General features: G+C 69.4%; 11 protein-coding genes and 1 pseudogene. 9 read left to right on the top strand and 3 right to left on the bottom strand.

The features are described from left to right. Window positions 1-24: 24 nt before the first annotated feature. Entirely contained in the window at window positions 25-357 is a 333-nt protein-coding gene (locus tag EIM47_RS09450) for a metalloregulator ArsR/SmtB family transcription factor (protein ID WP_026010426.1), read from the bottom strand. A gap of 62 nt (window positions 358-419) precedes the next feature. On the opposite strand from EIM47_RS09450, the gene arsH reads away from it, so the two are divergent. The 5 genes and pseudogenes from arsH to EIM47_RS09425 all read left to right on the top strand — a co-directional run bounded on the left by arsH (window position 420) and on the right by EIM47_RS09425 (window position 8,031). Further along, the gene (gene arsH, locus EIM47_RS09445; RefSeq protein ID WP_125076749.1) at window positions 420-1,130 is read left to right on the top strand and encodes an arsenical resistance protein ArsH; all 711 of its coding nucleotides are present in this window, start codon (window positions 420-422) and stop codon (window positions 1,128-1,130) included. A 256-nt stretch (window positions 1,131-1,386) separates the two neighbouring features. Next, window positions 1,387-1,752, top strand: a complete 366-nt coding sequence (locus EIM47_RS09440) for a hypothetical protein (RefSeq protein ID WP_240626204.1) — start codon at window positions 1,387-1,389, stop codon at window positions 1,750-1,752. 135 nt (window positions 1,753-1,887) lie between these two features. After that, window positions 1,888-2,574, top strand: a complete 687-nt coding sequence (locus tag EIM47_RS09435) for a lysoplasmalogenase (RefSeq protein WP_026010428.1) — start codon at window positions 1,888-1,890, stop codon at window positions 2,572-2,574. Window positions 2,575-2,757: 183 nt separating this feature from the next. Then, window positions 2,758-5,378, top strand: a pseudogene (locus tag EIM47_RS09430) (TonB-dependent receptor). 79 nt (window positions 5,379-5,457) lie between these two features. Continuing rightward, window positions 5,458-8,031, top strand: coding sequence for a M14 family metallopeptidase (locus tag EIM47_RS09425; RefSeq protein ID WP_125076748.1), 2,574 nt, complete (start codon window positions 5,458-5,460; stop codon window positions 8,029-8,031). A gap of 63 nt (window positions 8,032-8,094) precedes the next feature. Here the strand turns inward: EIM47_RS09425 and EIM47_RS09420 are convergent, their stop codons facing one another. Then, window positions 8,095-8,493, bottom strand: coding sequence for a DUF1801 domain-containing protein (locus EIM47_RS09420; RefSeq protein WP_240626201.1), 399 nt, complete (start codon window positions 8,491-8,493; stop codon window positions 8,095-8,097). Between the two features lie 64 nt (window positions 8,494-8,557). Next, the gene (locus EIM47_RS09415; protein ID WP_125076839.1) at window positions 8,558-11,647 is read right to left on the bottom strand and encodes a DUF3427 domain-containing protein; all 3,090 of its coding nucleotides are present in this window, start codon (window positions 11,645-11,647) and stop codon (window positions 8,558-8,560) included. Between the two features lie 169 nt (window positions 11,648-11,816). On the opposite strand from EIM47_RS09415, the gene EIM47_RS09410 reads away from it, so the two are divergent. From EIM47_RS09410 to EIM47_RS09395, 4 genes are all read left to right on the top strand, one after another. Further along, entirely contained in the window at window positions 11,817-12,758 is a 942-nt protein-coding gene (locus EIM47_RS09410; protein WP_125076747.1) for a hypothetical protein, read from the top strand. 2 nt (window positions 12,759-12,760) lie between these two features. After that, window positions 12,761-12,949, top strand: a complete 189-nt coding sequence (locus EIM47_RS09405; RefSeq protein ID WP_019397085.1) for a hypothetical protein — start codon at window positions 12,761-12,763, stop codon at window positions 12,947-12,949. A 218-nt stretch (window positions 12,950-13,167) separates the two neighbouring features. Further along, window positions 13,168-13,668, top strand: coding sequence for a hypothetical protein (locus EIM47_RS09400; RefSeq protein WP_125076746.1), 501 nt, complete (start codon window positions 13,168-13,170; stop codon window positions 13,666-13,668). Between the two features lie 121 nt (window positions 13,669-13,789). Then, entirely contained in the window at window positions 13,790-14,677 is an 888-nt protein-coding gene (locus EIM47_RS09395; protein WP_240626199.1) for a DUF4344 domain-containing metallopeptidase, read from the top strand. Window positions 14,678-14,819: the final 142 nt, after the last annotated feature.

Raw genomic sequence — 14,819 nt, 5'->3', positions numbered from 1 at the left:
CCTCGAGTGACAGGTGGGAGGGGGTCAACAGGCGCAGGCGGCCGCGACATCAGGGGGGCAGCTCTCGTCCGAGGAGCCCGCGCAGCAGTTGTGGGTCAGGTAGGCGACCAGTGCGTTCATGGCCTCGAAGTTGGCGCGGTAGCAGACGTTGCGCCCCCGGCTCTCGCTGCCGATCAGGCCGGCGTGGACGAGTTCCTTCAGGTGGAAGGACAGGGTTGCGCCGGGGACGGCCAGCGCTTCCGCGATTTCACCGGCCATGCGGCCGTCGGGCCCGGCCTCGACCAGCAACCGGAAGATCGCCAGCCGGGTGGCGTGGCCCAGCGCCGTCAGCGCAGCGATTGCCTGATTCGTTTCCATCATTCTAGAATAGTCGAATAAATAACGAACGGCAATCATCCGCGCTCCTCGACCTCCCCCATCTGGCCGCCGACCTGCTTCCCGGCCCTCGCCATGACGCACTCGGTGCAGACACGGGCCAGCCGGCGCCGCGCATCCTCCTGCTGTACGGCTCGCTGCGGCCGCAGTCCTACAGCCGCAAGCTGGCCTTGGAGGCCGAGCGCATCTTGCGCCACCTCGGCGCCGAAACGCGGGTGTTCGATCCACACGATCTGCCGCTGCTGGACAGCGTTGGCAAAGACCATCCGAAGGTGCGGCAACTGCGCGAATGGTCGCAGTGGTCGGAAGGTCAGGTCTGGGTTTCGCCCGAACGCCACGGCACGATCACCGGCGTGTTCAAGAACCAGATTGACTGGCTGCCCCTCGAGGATGGCAGCGTGCGTCCCACCCAGGGGCGGACGCTGGCGGTGATGCAGGTGTGCGGCGGATCGCAGTCGTTCAACGTGGTCAACACTCTGCGGGTGCTGGGGCGGTGGATGCGGATGGTGACGATTCCCAACCAGTCCTCGGTCGCCAAGGCATGGCAGGAGTTTGACGACGCGGGACGTATGCGCGCCTCTCCGTTCTACGACCGGGTGGTGGACGTGATGGAGGAGCTGGTCAAGTTCACGCTCCTGGTTCGCGGGCGAAGCGCCTATCTGGTCGATCGCTACAGCGAGAGGAAGGGTGCCGATGAAGCTCGTCGAGTGGCCAGAGAAGCAGGAGTGCTGGAAGATCTCCCAGCAGCTTCTTGACTGGCGAGCCTGCTTGATCCGCTGCTGATGGTCAGCAAGGTCGGTTGAGCGATCACCCCGCACTGTTCTCAGTGATCAATCTCATTGGTACCCGCACTGCAGGCGGGTGAAAGCCATATCGGCCGCGGCAAGGCCTTCCTCAGTCGCAATACCAAGGCCTTTGTTCAGTTGCCTGACTCGTCGCCGGGAACGATCCTGTCATGCGGACTCCACGCCTATCGGCTACGCTGCGGACAGACCATCGAGTGGAGCAGGCATGCAGCAATCCTCCGGCCGTCTTTCCCTGGCGTTCCCGCTTGTCGTGCTGCTGGCGGTGGTGGCGTGCGCCGCGCCGCGCGGGGAGGCGCCTGCCGCCGGAGGCGCCACGGTGGTCGAGGGCACGGTGGCCGCGATCGATACCGCGCCCTGGGCCTACGACGGCCACGCGCGGGTCGAGCTGGACGTGCCCGGACGCGGCCCGGTGGTGGTGCAGCTGCCGGCGCGCTGGAACCTGTGCAAGGCGGCGCCGGTGGAAGTCGATGCGCTGGCCCCGGGCATGCGGGTACGGGCGGCCGGTGGGCTGGAGGAGGATGGCCGTCTGACGGTCTGCGCCGATCCGGCGCATGGGCTGTCGCCCCTCTGAACGCGCCGGGGCTCTCCTCCGCATTGATGCCGGATGCCTGGCGGATCGGGCGATGCCGCGCGTGACCATCCGCAGGAGTGGCAGCGGCGGGCCCGGGCTACGATGGCGCCCCCGATCGCACAGGACAGGCAGCTGATGGATCCACGCTTTCGCGCCACCGGCGCCGCGGTCGCCATCCTGGCCGCCGGCGCGATTGCCGGAGCGTTGCTGGACGACGGATTCCGCCTGCTGCACTACGCCTGCAAGCCGCTGGCCACCGTGCTTATTGCTGTTTACGCGATGCGCGCCGCGCCGCCGGTATCCGCGCGCTACCGGGCGGCGGTGCTGGCCGGCCTGGCGTGCTCGCTGGCGGGCGATGTCTTCCTGATGCTGCCGCAGGACCTGTTCGTGCCGGGGCTGGTGGCATTCCTGCTTGCGCACCTTTGCTATATCGTCGCCTTCTTTCCTGGCGCAGGTACGGTTCCCCGCGTACTGGGATTGCTGGCCTATATGGCATTCGCCGGCTGCAACCTGGTCCTGCTGCTGCCCAGTGTGCCGGCGGCGCTGCGCGTCGCGGTGCTGGTCTATGTCGGCGTGCTGATGCTGATGGCCGGGCTTGCCACGGCCCGTGCCTGGAGCCTGCGCCACGACCGGCGGCTGGCCGCACCGGCGCGTGCGGCAGCGCTGGGCGGCATGCTGTTCGTGCTCAGTGACAGCCTGCTGGCCTGGGACCGCTTCGGCGGCGGCCTGCCGCTGGCGATGCTCTTCATCCTCGCCACCTACTACGCGGCACAGTGGTGCATCGCCCATTCGGTTGCACCCAGCGGGCGCGCGCCAGCCTGAAACACGATCCGCTCCGCAGGTTCCCTGCGGCGAACGTGACGCGGCGCAAGCCCGGCGCGCCTGCTGGTTCCATTCCACCATCAGCGCTGACGACAGGTCATAAGCCAATAATTAACGCTTATTTATCAATAAATAGGCGCGCGTGGCTCAATGGAGCGGTCCCAACCAACCGCTCCAGCCCCCATGCTCCGTCACGCCATCCTGGCGGCTGCCGTTGCGGCCGCGCTTCCGCTCGTTCCTGAAATTGCCCGCGCCGAAGAGGCCGCCGGCGGCGACAGCCGCACCCTTGCCACCGTCGTGGTCACCGGCTCCAACCTGCGCCGCGCCGACGCCGAAGGGCCAACCCGGTCCAGGTGATTGGCCGCGAGCAGCTGGAGGTCTCGGGCAAGGCCACCGTCGCCGACCTGCTGCGCTCGATCTCGGCCAATACCGGCAACGCCAGCAACGAGACTTCCAACAGCGGCTGGGCGTCCGGCTCGGCCGGCATCGGCCTGCGCGGCCTGTCGCAGAAGAACACCCTGGTGTTGCTCAACGGCCGTCGCCTGGCCAACTACGGTTTCCCGGCCAACGGCCTGTCCGACACCTTCGTCAACCTCAATGCGCTGCCGCTGGTGGCGGTGGAGCGGATCGAAGTGCTGAAGGACGGCGCCTCGGCCGTGTACGGCTCCGATGCGGTGGCCGGCGTGGTCAACATCATCACCCGGCAGAACTTCGAGGGCCTGGACATCGGCGGCCGCATCGGCACCTCCGACGAGGGCGGGCTGGACGAGCGCCAGGCCAAGCTGATCGGTGGCTTCGGCGACCTCGACCGCGACCGCTTCAACGTCCTCTACAGCCTGGACTACTACAAGCGCGAGCGCCTGGACCAGGACCAGCGTGAGCTGACCCGCTCCGGCATCTATTCCGGCCCCGGCGGACGCTGGAACGGCTGGTTGGCCAAGGGCGCGCGCTTCCTGGTCGGCGGCGTGTCGGTGCCGCTGCTGGATGCCGATGGCAACTGCCCGCAGGGTACGACCCTGGTGCCCAGCGCACCGATCGACGGCCTGCGCGGCGATACCTGCGGCTTCAACCTGGCCCCGTACACCACGCTGATCCCCGCCACCGAGCGCCTGCAGGGGTATGCCAACGCCACCTGGCGGGTGAGCGACAACGTGGAGGTGTTCGGCGAGGCGCTGTACAGCTACGTCCGCGGCACGTCCTGGTTCGGCAACAGCCCGTTCTTCACCCTGGAGGGCGGACGCTTCGCGCTCAACGCGGATACCGGCCTGGCCGAGCCGGTGCCCAACGTGCTGCCGGCGGGCAATCCCTACAACCCCTATGGGGTGGACACCCCGATCGAGTACACCTTCTTCAACGTCGGCCGCTCGATCAAGACCAACCGCTCCGATGCCTACCGCGTGGTCGGCGGCGTGCGCGGCACGCTCGGCGACTGGGAGTGGGAGGCGGCCGGCTTCCTTGCGCGCAGCAAGGAGGACGAGCGGGTGGCCGGCGGCTTCGCCAACCGCTGGGCGCTGTTCGACGCGCTGGCCGACGGCAGCTACAACCTGCACGACCCGGCGGCCACGCCGCAGGCGGTGCTGGATGCGATCAACCTCAGCACCGTGCGCCCGGCGGATTCGCGCCTGGGCGGCGTGGATGCCCGCATCGTCGGCCACCTGTTCGAGCTGCCCGCCGGCGAGGTGGGGTTTGCAGCGGGCGTGGAATGGCGCCGCGAGTCGCTGGTATCGCGCAATCCCTGGCAGATCGACGCCGGCTTGCAGGTCCGCCCGGCGATCGCCGAGGTGGACGGTGATCGCGAGGTGACCGCGGTGTACGCCGAGTTCAACCTGCCGTTGCACCAGCGCCTGGAGCTGCAGCTGGCCGGGCGCGGCGACCACTACAGCGACTTCGGCGACGCGTTCTCGCCCAAGGCCAGCCTGCGCTGGCAGCCGCTGGACGCGCTGCTGGTGCGCGCTGCCGCCTCGCGCGGGTTCCGCGCCCCCTCGCTGTCGGAGAATGCGGCCAGCACCAACATCTCCTACGGCTCGGTGGTGGACCCGTACGACCCGGACATCCCCGGCTCGCGCCAGAGCCCGACGTTCTTCACCGTGGGCAATACCGGCCTTCGCCCCGAGCGCACCCGCAGCTTCAACGCCGGCATCGTGCTCTCGCCCTGGGCCGACACCAGCCTGAGCCTGGACTGGTACCGGGTGGAGCTGGACCACCTGATCGGCACCAGCAACAGCGCCAGCATCGTCCAGCGCAACGACCCGGCCGACGTGGTCCGCGACGCGCGCGGCAAGCTGCTGGCGGTCTACAACCGCTACCAGAACCTCACCGAGCTGGAGACCTCCGGCATCGACGTGGAACTGCGCCAACGCTGGCGCTCGGCCACCGCCGGCGACTTCGGGGTATCGGGCGTGTACACCCACGTGCTGGAGTACCGCCGCCAGAACACCGCCGGTGGCCCGCTGGTCGACTACGCCGGCAGCAACGTCAGTTTCACCCTGTCGCGCGGCAAGCTCACCACCACCCTGGACTGGAACTACAGCGACTACAGCGCCGCGCTGACCTGGTACCACACCAGTGGTTACGCCCAGACCCGCAGCACCGAGCAGGCGCGGGTGGCCAGCTACGACCAGTTCGACCTGTACCTGGCCTGGAAGGGCATCGAGAAGCTGACCCTTTACGCCAAGCTGCAGAACCTGCTGGACGAGGAGCCGCCGCACGACGCCTCGTTCCCGGGTATCCGCGCGCCGTACGACTTCACCCAGTACGACCTGCGCGGCCGTTACTTCTCGGTCGGCTTCGACTACCGCTTCTGACCCGCGGCCGGCGGCCGCGCGGCCGCCGCTACTGCCGCTCCTACCGATGCCAGCCCATTCCCGTTCCGCCGGAGTGTCGATGTCCCTGCTTGCCCGTGGCCTGAGCGCCGTCCTGCTTCTGTCGTTGTCCCTGCTGTTCCCGGCCCACGCGCAGAGCGCGTATTTCTTCCCGGCCACGCCGCTGGATCCGGATCCTGCGGTGCCCACGCCCGAGCAGTTCCTGGGCTATCCGGTCGGCAGCCGCTATACCCGCCACGACGAGCTGGTGGCCTACTTCGAGGAACTGGCGCGGGTGTCGCCGCGGGTGAAGGTGGAGCGCATCGGCCGCACCTACGAGGGCCGGCCACTGCTGCTGGCCACCATCACCGATCCGGACAACCACGCCAACCTGGAGTCGCTGCGCCAGGCCCACAACACCCTGGTCGACCCGTCGGCGCCGGAGAGCGCAGCCAGCGGGGCGCCGGTGGTGGTGTGGCTGGCCTACAGCGTGCATGGCGCGGAGACATCCAGCGCCGAGGCCGCGCTGCTGACCGCCTGGTTCCTGGCCGCCGACCGCAGCGAGGCCACGCGCCACTGGCTGCGCGAGGCGGTGGTATTGATGGACCCGGCGCAGAACCCCGACGGCCGCGACCGTGCCGCCAACTGGCACAACGCCTGGGGCTCGAACCCGCCTTCTCCCGACCCGGCCGACCGCGAGCACGTGGAGCCGTTCCCAGGCGGCCGCTTCAACCATTACCTGACCGACCTCAACCGCGACTGGCTGGCACTGGCCCAGGCCGACAGCGTGCCGAAGGTCGAGCACTTCCATCGCTGGTACCCCAACGTCCAGATCGACTTCCACGAGATGGGCAAGGACAGCACCTACTACTTCGAGCCCTCGCCGAAGAGCATGGAGAGCCCGCTGCTGCCCGGCAGCTCGTACGAGGCCAACAAGGTGCTGGCGCGCTACCACGCCCAGGCGCTGGACGCGATCGGATCGCTCTACTACAGCGGCGAGAACTACGACAACTTCTCGCCGATCTACGGCTCGACCTATCCGGACTTCCACGGCGGCGTCGGCGCCACCGTGGAACAGGCCAGCTCGCGCGGGCGCGTGCAGGAGACGGTCAATGGCCCGCTGGAATTCCGCTTCACCATCCGCAACCACCTCAACGTGGGCCTGGCCACGGTGCGCGGCGCGGTGGAGCAGAAGGCGTTCCTGTTCCGCCTGCAGAAGGACTTCTTCCGCAGCGCGCTGGAGCAGGCCGGGCGCTACCCGGTGCGCGACTGGGTATTCGGCGACCGCAACGACCCGACCCTCAGCCGCCGCCTGCTGTCGCTGCTGCTGAAGCACCGCATCGAGGTGCGCGAGCTGTCGCGCGCGGTCGAGGTGGACGGCAAGCGCTTCGAGCCCGGCAGCGCGTGGGTGGTGCCGGCGCGGCAGCCGGCGTTCCGTCTGGCCCATGCGATCTTCGAGTTCACTCCGCCGGTGAAGGGCGACGTGTTCTACAGCGGCACCTCGTACGCGGTGGCGCCGGCCTACGGCCTGCGCTACGCGGCCAGCCGCTCGGCGTTGCCGGCCGGCGCGCGCGTGCAGGACGTGCCGGCGGCCAGCAGCGGCGTGGACGGCGTGGCCAGTTACGCCTATGCCCTGGACCTGCGCGACTACGGCGCCTACCGCCTGGTGGGCGCGTTGCTGGCACAGGACATCCGCCTGCGCGCGGCGTTCGCGCCGCTGGCGCTGCCGTCGGCGCAGGGCGGGGCCGAGCCGCGCCGCGGCGTGGTCCTGGTGCCGGTGGCTGGCCAGCCGCTGGCGCCCGCGGCCTTGCACGCGCGCATCGACGAGCTGGCCCGTTCCCTGGGCGTGCGCGTGCAGGCCTTGGCCAGTGGCAAGAGCGAGGTGGGCATCGACCTGGGCAGCGACAGCGTCAAGCCGGTCCGCAAGCCCGGGATCGCCCTGGTGATGGGGCAGGGCGTGTCCGCGCCGGAGATCGGTGCCGCCTGGCATGCCTTCGACACCGCGCTGGGTTACCCGACCAGCAAGATCGAGCCGGCGCAGCTGGGTGAGCTGCCGCTTGAACGCTACACGACCATCGTCCTGGCCAGCGGCAACTACGCCGGCTTGCCGGACGGCGTGGTGGCCGCGCTCAAGCGCTGGATCGCCGCCGGCGGCTCGCTGGTGGCCTACAACAGCGGCGCCCGCTGGGCGATCGACAAGGGCCTGGCCGGGGCCAAGCTGCGCGAGGCGCCGCCGCCGCGCGCCGAGCGCCTGGACTTCGGCAGCCAGCGCGAGGTGTTCGCCCTGCGTCGGGTGAGCGGCAACATCCTCAGCGCCGACGTCGACCTCAGCCACCCGCTGGCCTTCGGCCTGCAGGACCGCCGCCTGTTGGTCAACAAGGAAACCGGCCTGGTGTTCGAGGCCAGCAGCAACCCGTATCTCACCGTGGTGCGCATCGACGACCAGCCGCGGGTCAACGGCTACCTCTCCGAGGAGAACCTCAAGCGCGTGGCCGGCAGCGCCTTCGTGCAGGTGGTGCCGGTGGAGAAGGGCAACGTGGTGGTGTTCGCCGACGACCCCGCCCACCGCAAGTACTGGCACGGCACCGAGCGCCTGCTGCTCAACGCCGCGCTGTTCTCCAACCACCTCAATCCAATCCGCCAGCGCGGCGAATGACCCGGGCCGGCCTGCCCGGGCAAGCCGGGCAGGCCGGCCTTCGCAAGGCGATACGGCGGTGGGCTACCAGGCCCAGCCTGGATGCCTGCCGGCCTGTTCGATCCAGGCCGCCACCTCCGCGGCCTGGGCTTCTTCCAGCGAGTGCAGCTTGACGTAGCGCGAACCCTCACCAAGCGGAGGCGGCGGATCGAAGCGGGCGCCGGCGAAGAACACCACGTTCGCCGAGACATCATAGGCCGCCAGCTCGATGACCCAGCCAAGGCCGGGCAGGCCGTAGTAGGCCTTCTTCCATTTCACGGCATAGCCGACCCCGGGCAGGGACTGCCGGATCTGCGCATCCAGGTGGCGCAGCACGGGCTGCAGGCGCGGCATTGAACTACTGATCCAGGCCTCGACGGGTGCATGGTCCTCGCCAGGCAGCGGGGGTTTGCGGGTGCCAGTGGGCTTGATCGACTTGGCCATGGTCGGCTCCGACGCACGGAAGGGTCCGATGCTAGCGCGGCGGATGGGCGGCTCGATGTGCTACTCAGCCCACCGCGGCGCCGAAGCGCGCGTAAAGATCCCCGGGTAGCTCGTGTTGCAGCTTCCAGGTAATGGCCATGGGCCGCTCGCCCTCGTGGCTGACGTAGGTAGCCGGTCCCAACAGCCAGAATGCGCGGTCGTCCACGGTCAGGCGGGCCATGGGCAGGATGGTGCTGCCCTGGCTGGCATGGTTGCGGTAGCGCCTGCCGACCTCGCCGTCCTCGCGGGTGGTGGACTGGCTTTCCCAGTGCAGCAGGGTGGGACTGATGGCGTAGTCGCGGTAGCGCGTGGTCGGGGAGAAGTGGCCGACGCTCTTGTCCAGGGTGATGGCCAGCAGGTCCACTCTTTTGGTCTGGTCCCAATGTACGCCGCCCGCCCAGGCTGGAAGGGTAAGCCTTGTATGGCTGGCGAACGCCGCCAGCACCTCCCGGCGGGTGTAGCGGGCGTGCACCCGCAGCGGGACGTGGGGATGGGTGGACAACGCCTGCTGGAGGTGGTCGACCCGGTCGGCAAGCACTTCCATCAGCTGCCCAAGCTCGGCCAGCACCTGCGGATGGCTCCACAGGACCTGGGCTGCCTGGCGGAGGTCGTGGACGGGAACCGGGAATTTGTCGAACAGCACCGCAGCCAGCATGTGCAACAGACGGCGAGCGGTCTGGTCCAGCTGGGCGATGTCCGGGGCCTGCGGCATGGCCGCAAACTCGCGGTACTTGCCGATGCGCAGGGCATCGTCGACGTGCAGCAAGCGGCCGATACCGCGCCTTAGCACGGCCTCGTGCGGGCCTGCGGGCAAGGTGGCCACGCCGCCGGCTTCCAGCAGGTCCGACCAGCTGCGGTTTGCCGAGTAGATGTCTTCCAGCTCGATGCCGCTGAGTTCCAGGAAGTTTTTCAGGGTGACGTGCGGCTGCGATTCGGCGACCCGGCGCAGCTCGTAGGCGCGTCCGCGCCAGGTGGTCGGAAGGCTTTCGCGGATGTTGGCCAGGACTAGCTCCGATGCAACCGGGTCCAGCTCCATGTGGCAGCCGCTGGGCAGGAAGGGGAAGCCCTGTTCGATCTGCTGTTCGATCTGCTTGCGGCCGCCGCCAAGCAGGGCGCCGAAGCGGCGGTGCATGCGGAATTCCTTGCGGTGCTGGCCCACGAAGTCCAGCACCGTGCAGATGCTCTTGCTCGGTTCGCGGCGCAGGCCGCGACCCAGCTGCTGCAGGAACACCGTGGGGCTGTCGGTGGGGCGCAGCAGGAGCAAGGTGTCGACCGTGGGGATATCCACGCCTTCGTTGAACAGGTCCACGGAGAACACCACGCGGATCCTGCCGTTGGCCAGGTCCTGCAGGGCCTGGCGGCGTTCCTCGTCACTGCTGGCCGACCAGACCGCAACCGCCGCGATGCCGGCGCGATTGAACTGCTCGGCCATGAACCTGGCGTGGGCGACGGATACGCAGAAGCCCAGGGCACGCATGGACCCCGGGTTGGGGACGGTCCTGAGCGTCTTGCCGATGATGCGCCTGGCGAGGGCATGGTCGCCCGTCACCAGGTTGCTCAGCTGGTCGAGGTCGTAGCCCCGCCCCCTGTGCCAGGCCAGGTTCCGGTAGTCGGTGCCGTCGGCAATGCCGTAATAGGCAAAAGGCACCAGCCGGTGCTGCTCGATGGCGTCCCACAGCCGTAGTTCCGCTGCGATCCTGTTCCCGAACCAGTGCAGGATGGGCTCTTCGTCGCCACGTTCGGGGGTGGCGGTCAGGCCCAGCAGCTCCAAGGGTGCCAGGTGCTCGATGAGCTCCCTGTACGTGCGTGCGGCGGCGTGGTGGAACTCGTCGATGATCACCACGTCGAAATGGTCGGGTGCCAGGTGCTGCAAGCCGCTGGCCGTCAGGCTCTGGATCGACGCGAATACATGCTCGAAGCGGGCAGGGCGTGCGCCGCCGACCCATAGCTCGCCAAATGCCGGGTCGCGCAGCGCATGCCGGAAGGTGGCCAGGCTCTGTTCCAGGATTTCCTGGCGATGGGCCACGAACAGCAGCCGCGATCTTGCCAGGCGTTTGCGCAACCGCTGGTAGTCCAGCGCGGCCATGACGGTCTTGCCCGTGCCCGTCGCGGAAACGAGCAGGTTGCGGTGGTGGCCCTGTAGCCGCGACAGCTCGATCAGCTCCAGCAGCCGCGACTGGAATGGCTCCGGGCGGATTTCGACCGGGCTTAGATAGACCTGCGGGCCTTCCGCCCGGCTCCGGGTCAGCTCCTGGAACTCGTCCGGGTCGAAGTCGCGGAAGTCGTCATGTTGCCAGTAGCTCTCGAACACGGCCGAGAACTTGTCGATGACGTCCGGATTGCGGGCACCGGAGACACGCACGTTCCATTCCAGGCCCGTGACCTGGGCCGAGTGGGTCAGGTTCGAGGAGCCGATATAGGCCGTGGAGAAACCGGAGTGGCGATGGAACAGCCAGGCTTTGGCATGCAGGCGGGTACTGGAGGTGTCATAGGACACCTTGATCCGCGCACCGAGGTCGCGCAGCGCCTTTAGCGCCGATAGCTCGGTGGAGTTGGTGTAGGTGGTGGTCAGAACCCGCAATGGCCGGCCCTGGTCCACGTGCTGGCGCAAGAGCTCCAGCAACGGACGGATCCCGGTATTGCGCACGAACGCCATCAGCACGTCGATGCGGTCCGCCGAGGCGATCTCGGAGCGGAGCTGGAAGCCGATGTGGGGCTCGCCTGGGGCATTGGTCAGCAGCGTCGTGTCCAGCAGCGGAGTGGCTGGCGGCGGGATCTCCTCCGGCTGGCTATCGGGCCGGGTGGCGACAACCGCCCGGAGCAGGTCGCCAGCGGGCGAGAGCCGGTCAGTCGCTTCCACCCCGCGACCTTGGGCGGCCAGCAGCTCGGCGATTTCGCGCGCCAGCCGGGTGCCCACCTGGACCCGTTGCTTGCTGTCCAGGGAATCGATGGCCCGGCGCACCAGCGACGCCAGATGCAGGGCGATGCGATCGGCCGCCTCCGCCGGATGCAATGCTTCCCGTACGGGCTTGTGTCGGGCATCGAGCTCGGAAAGGGCGTCCTCGAGCGCCTCGGTGACCAGTTGTTCGTACAGCCCGCGATGCAGTCCCGGCATGCGCGCCAGGCTACCAGTTTGGCGGCGGAAATCACCTGCTCCATGTTGGGGACGGATGGGATGGAGCATGCCTGTGACCTTTGCCCCATGGACCCAGGCGGCCACGGCGCTAGGTTCGTGATGACCGTGCCGGCTACCGCACGGCTACCGACTCGAACGGAGTGCGACCATGGAGCGAATCCCACGCTGCATCCCGCCGTTGATGCTCGGCCTGCTGCTGGCCTTGCCGCCGGCGTCCGCCGCTCCCCCCGTGGCGCCGGGCTCGGCGGTGGAAACGCAGCTGGGACCTCTTATGCGCCCGGAACTGCGCAGCGAGGTCCTGGTGGTTGGCACCGCGCACCTGGCTGGCATCGATTGGATCCAGCCGGCGCACCTGGACGGCGTGCTGGACCTGTTGGCGCGGTTCGCGCCGACGCGCATTGCGGTGGAGCGGCTGCCGCCGGACGAGGTGGCGCTGCTGCTGGAGCGCGCTGCGCATGATCGCGGTGCGCAGCAGGTGCTGGACCAGTTTGCCGGGCCGATCGTCACCCACGACCGTGCCATGCAGCAGGCGTTGGGCGTGGACCGCGCCATGGCCCGGTCGAAGGCCGAGGCGCTGCTGGCGGATGCGGGCGGATTGGCCGAGCCGGCGCGGGTGGAACTGGTGGGCCTGCTGCTGGCGGCCTACGAGTTCGATTCGGCGGCACTGCAGTGGTCCTACCCGTCTCCCGAAGCGAGGGCCGGGGCGCAGGTCGTGCCGGAGCCCACCCGGCAGGCCCTGGACCAGAGGCTGGCGGCCAGCGACGAGATCGCGGCCTTGGCCATGCCGCTGGCGCGGCGACTGGGCCTGCAGCGGCTGGATCCGGTGGATAGCCAGTACGAAGCCGTGCGGGCGTTGGCGCTCCCGGAGGCGGCGCTGGAGGAAGCCTCGCGCCAGGCCTGGGGCGAGGAGTGGCGGGCGACGCCGGCGGCCCGGCGCATGCAGCACCTCTTCGACCAGGCGGCGGAAAGCCACGACATGCTTGCGCTGCTGCGCCAGCTCAACAGCGAAGCCGTGCAGCGGGACGACGCCATGCAGTGGCACGGGTGGCTGGTGCAGGACCGCGCCGATGGCGTGCACCGTTTCCGTTAGCCATGTGGGAACTGCGCAACCAGCGCATGGCGGCCAATGTGCTCGACGTGGCGGCGTCGCCGCGGCCGGAGCGGGTGATGCTGCTGGTCGGGGCCTCGCACAAGGCCTTCGTGGACCGCGCCCTGGCGCCTCATCTTGGAATCTCGCTGGTGCAGCTGGCGGATCTGGAGGCCAGGGGAGGGGCCCGCTGAGCCCTGCAGGCCGGTTATCCCGTTCTTCGCCCGCTGGTCGGGCAATGTGACGCCCATCCCGGTTTGGCTGTTACATTCGCTACCTTGTCCTGCGGGACAGAGGGGGACATCGTGGAACGGGATCGATGGCTTGCCCGCGACCGGGGCGGGTCGATGCGTGACCGCGGGGCGACCCGTGACTGGCCTGGCGCAACGCCGGAGCACCGGGGGCGATCGCCATGAGGACCTGGATCCGGCCCTTGGTGGTCCTGGGCATGGGCATGCTGGCGGTGTTCCTGGCCGCGGGCCCGGAGGCTTCGGGCGATACCGGCCAGGAGCCCCGGCTTGCGCCCGCTGCCGGGCAGACCGTCGCTGCCGCCACGCCGACGGAGGGAAGCGCGCCGGCCGCGGAGGGAAGTTCCTGCCGCAACCCCTTGCCCTGGCAGGCGGCGCGCAGCCACGTCGGCACCACGGTAGCCCTGCAGGGGCCGGTGGTGCGGGTGATGCTGCGCGACGACCTGCGCGGCAAGCCGGTCTTCATCAGCGTGGGCCAGCCGTTCCCGTCGCGGCAGCGGCTGGAGGCGGTGATCCGGGAGGACCATCGCTACGCGTTTGCGTCCCTGCTCAAGACCCGGCTGGAGGGGCGCGAGGTATGCGTATCCGGCCACGTCGGCCTGCGCGATGGCGTGCCGCGGGTGGTGCCGAAGGCCGCTTCGCAACTGCAGCTGGCCGCGCTCTGACGGCACGGCGCGACGTGCAGGACGCGGCGGCTTCCCCTACGCTTGCCGCCCGACCCGCACGAGACCGCGCCCGATGCCGTTCCGGATCCGCCTTCGCGCCCTGGCCCTCGTGATGCCCGGCATGCTCGCGATCCTGCCGGCGATGGCGGGGCAGGAAACGCCGGCGGGTCGGCAGGCGGCTACGGCGCCGCGCTTCGCTTACGCCTATGAGGCCCCGGCCTCGCCGAACCTGCGCCAGATCCACCGCCGCGTGCGCGAGGTGGACCTGCTGCGGCAGCTGCCGGAGATCCAGGCCATCGACGGCATGTTCGCGCTGCCGCGCCCGTTGCGTTACGTGGCCGCCGAGTGCGGCGAGTTCGGCGCGTTCTACCGCCCGGACCGGGCGGAAGTGGTGCTGTGCTACGAAACCCTGCGCACGCTCTACGAGCGCGGCGTGGAGCACCAGCAGGCCCTGGGCCTGGGCAAGGAACACCCGCTGCGCTACGTGCGCGCCAACGTGCGCTTCATCGTGCTGCACGAGACCGGGCACGCCCTGGTGCACCTGCTCGACCTGCCGGTCACCGGCCGCCAGGAGGATGCGGTGGACCAGCTGGCGGCGATCCTGATGCTGCGCTTCGCGGCGCTGGACGAAAGCCCGGAGCAGGTCACCGAAAACCTGGGCCTGGCCGCCAACTGGATGCTTTCGCGCAGCACCGGCGCCTACAACCTGGAAGCCTATGCCGACGAGCACGCGCTGGCCGAGCAGCGCTACTTCAACCTGCAATGCATGATCTACGGGACCGACCCGCAGGCCTTCGCGCACCTGGTGGACACCGGCGACCTGACCGCCGCCCGTGCCGCGCACTGCCCGGGCGAGACCCGTCGCGTAACCCGCGCCTGGGTGCGCCTGCTGGTGCCGCACCTGGCGCCGGGACACGAGGCCTACCGCCAGGAGGCCATGCGCTACCTGGAGCGGACCCGCACCCAGGATGGGCCGATGCCGGCGGTGATGCCGGACGTGGAGTCCTGAGTCCGCGCTGCAGTGACGCCGCGTTCGGGGCTACGGCCTGGCCGACCAGGACTGGCGCCGTATTCAGCCTGATCTGGCTGCCCGTGTCTGACCTCGGCAGGCGGCCGATGGATCTTGGGCCAGCGCCTGGGGAGGGCGTCTG

The organism is Pseudoxanthomonas sp. SGT-18, from assembly GCF_003931645.1.
Taxonomy (GTDB): Bacteria; Pseudomonadota; Gammaproteobacteria; order Xanthomonadales; family Xanthomonadaceae; genus Pseudoxanthomonas.
The sequence above is the reverse complement of the archived record's forward strand: the minus strand, read 5'-3'. Positions and strand labels throughout refer to the sequence as shown.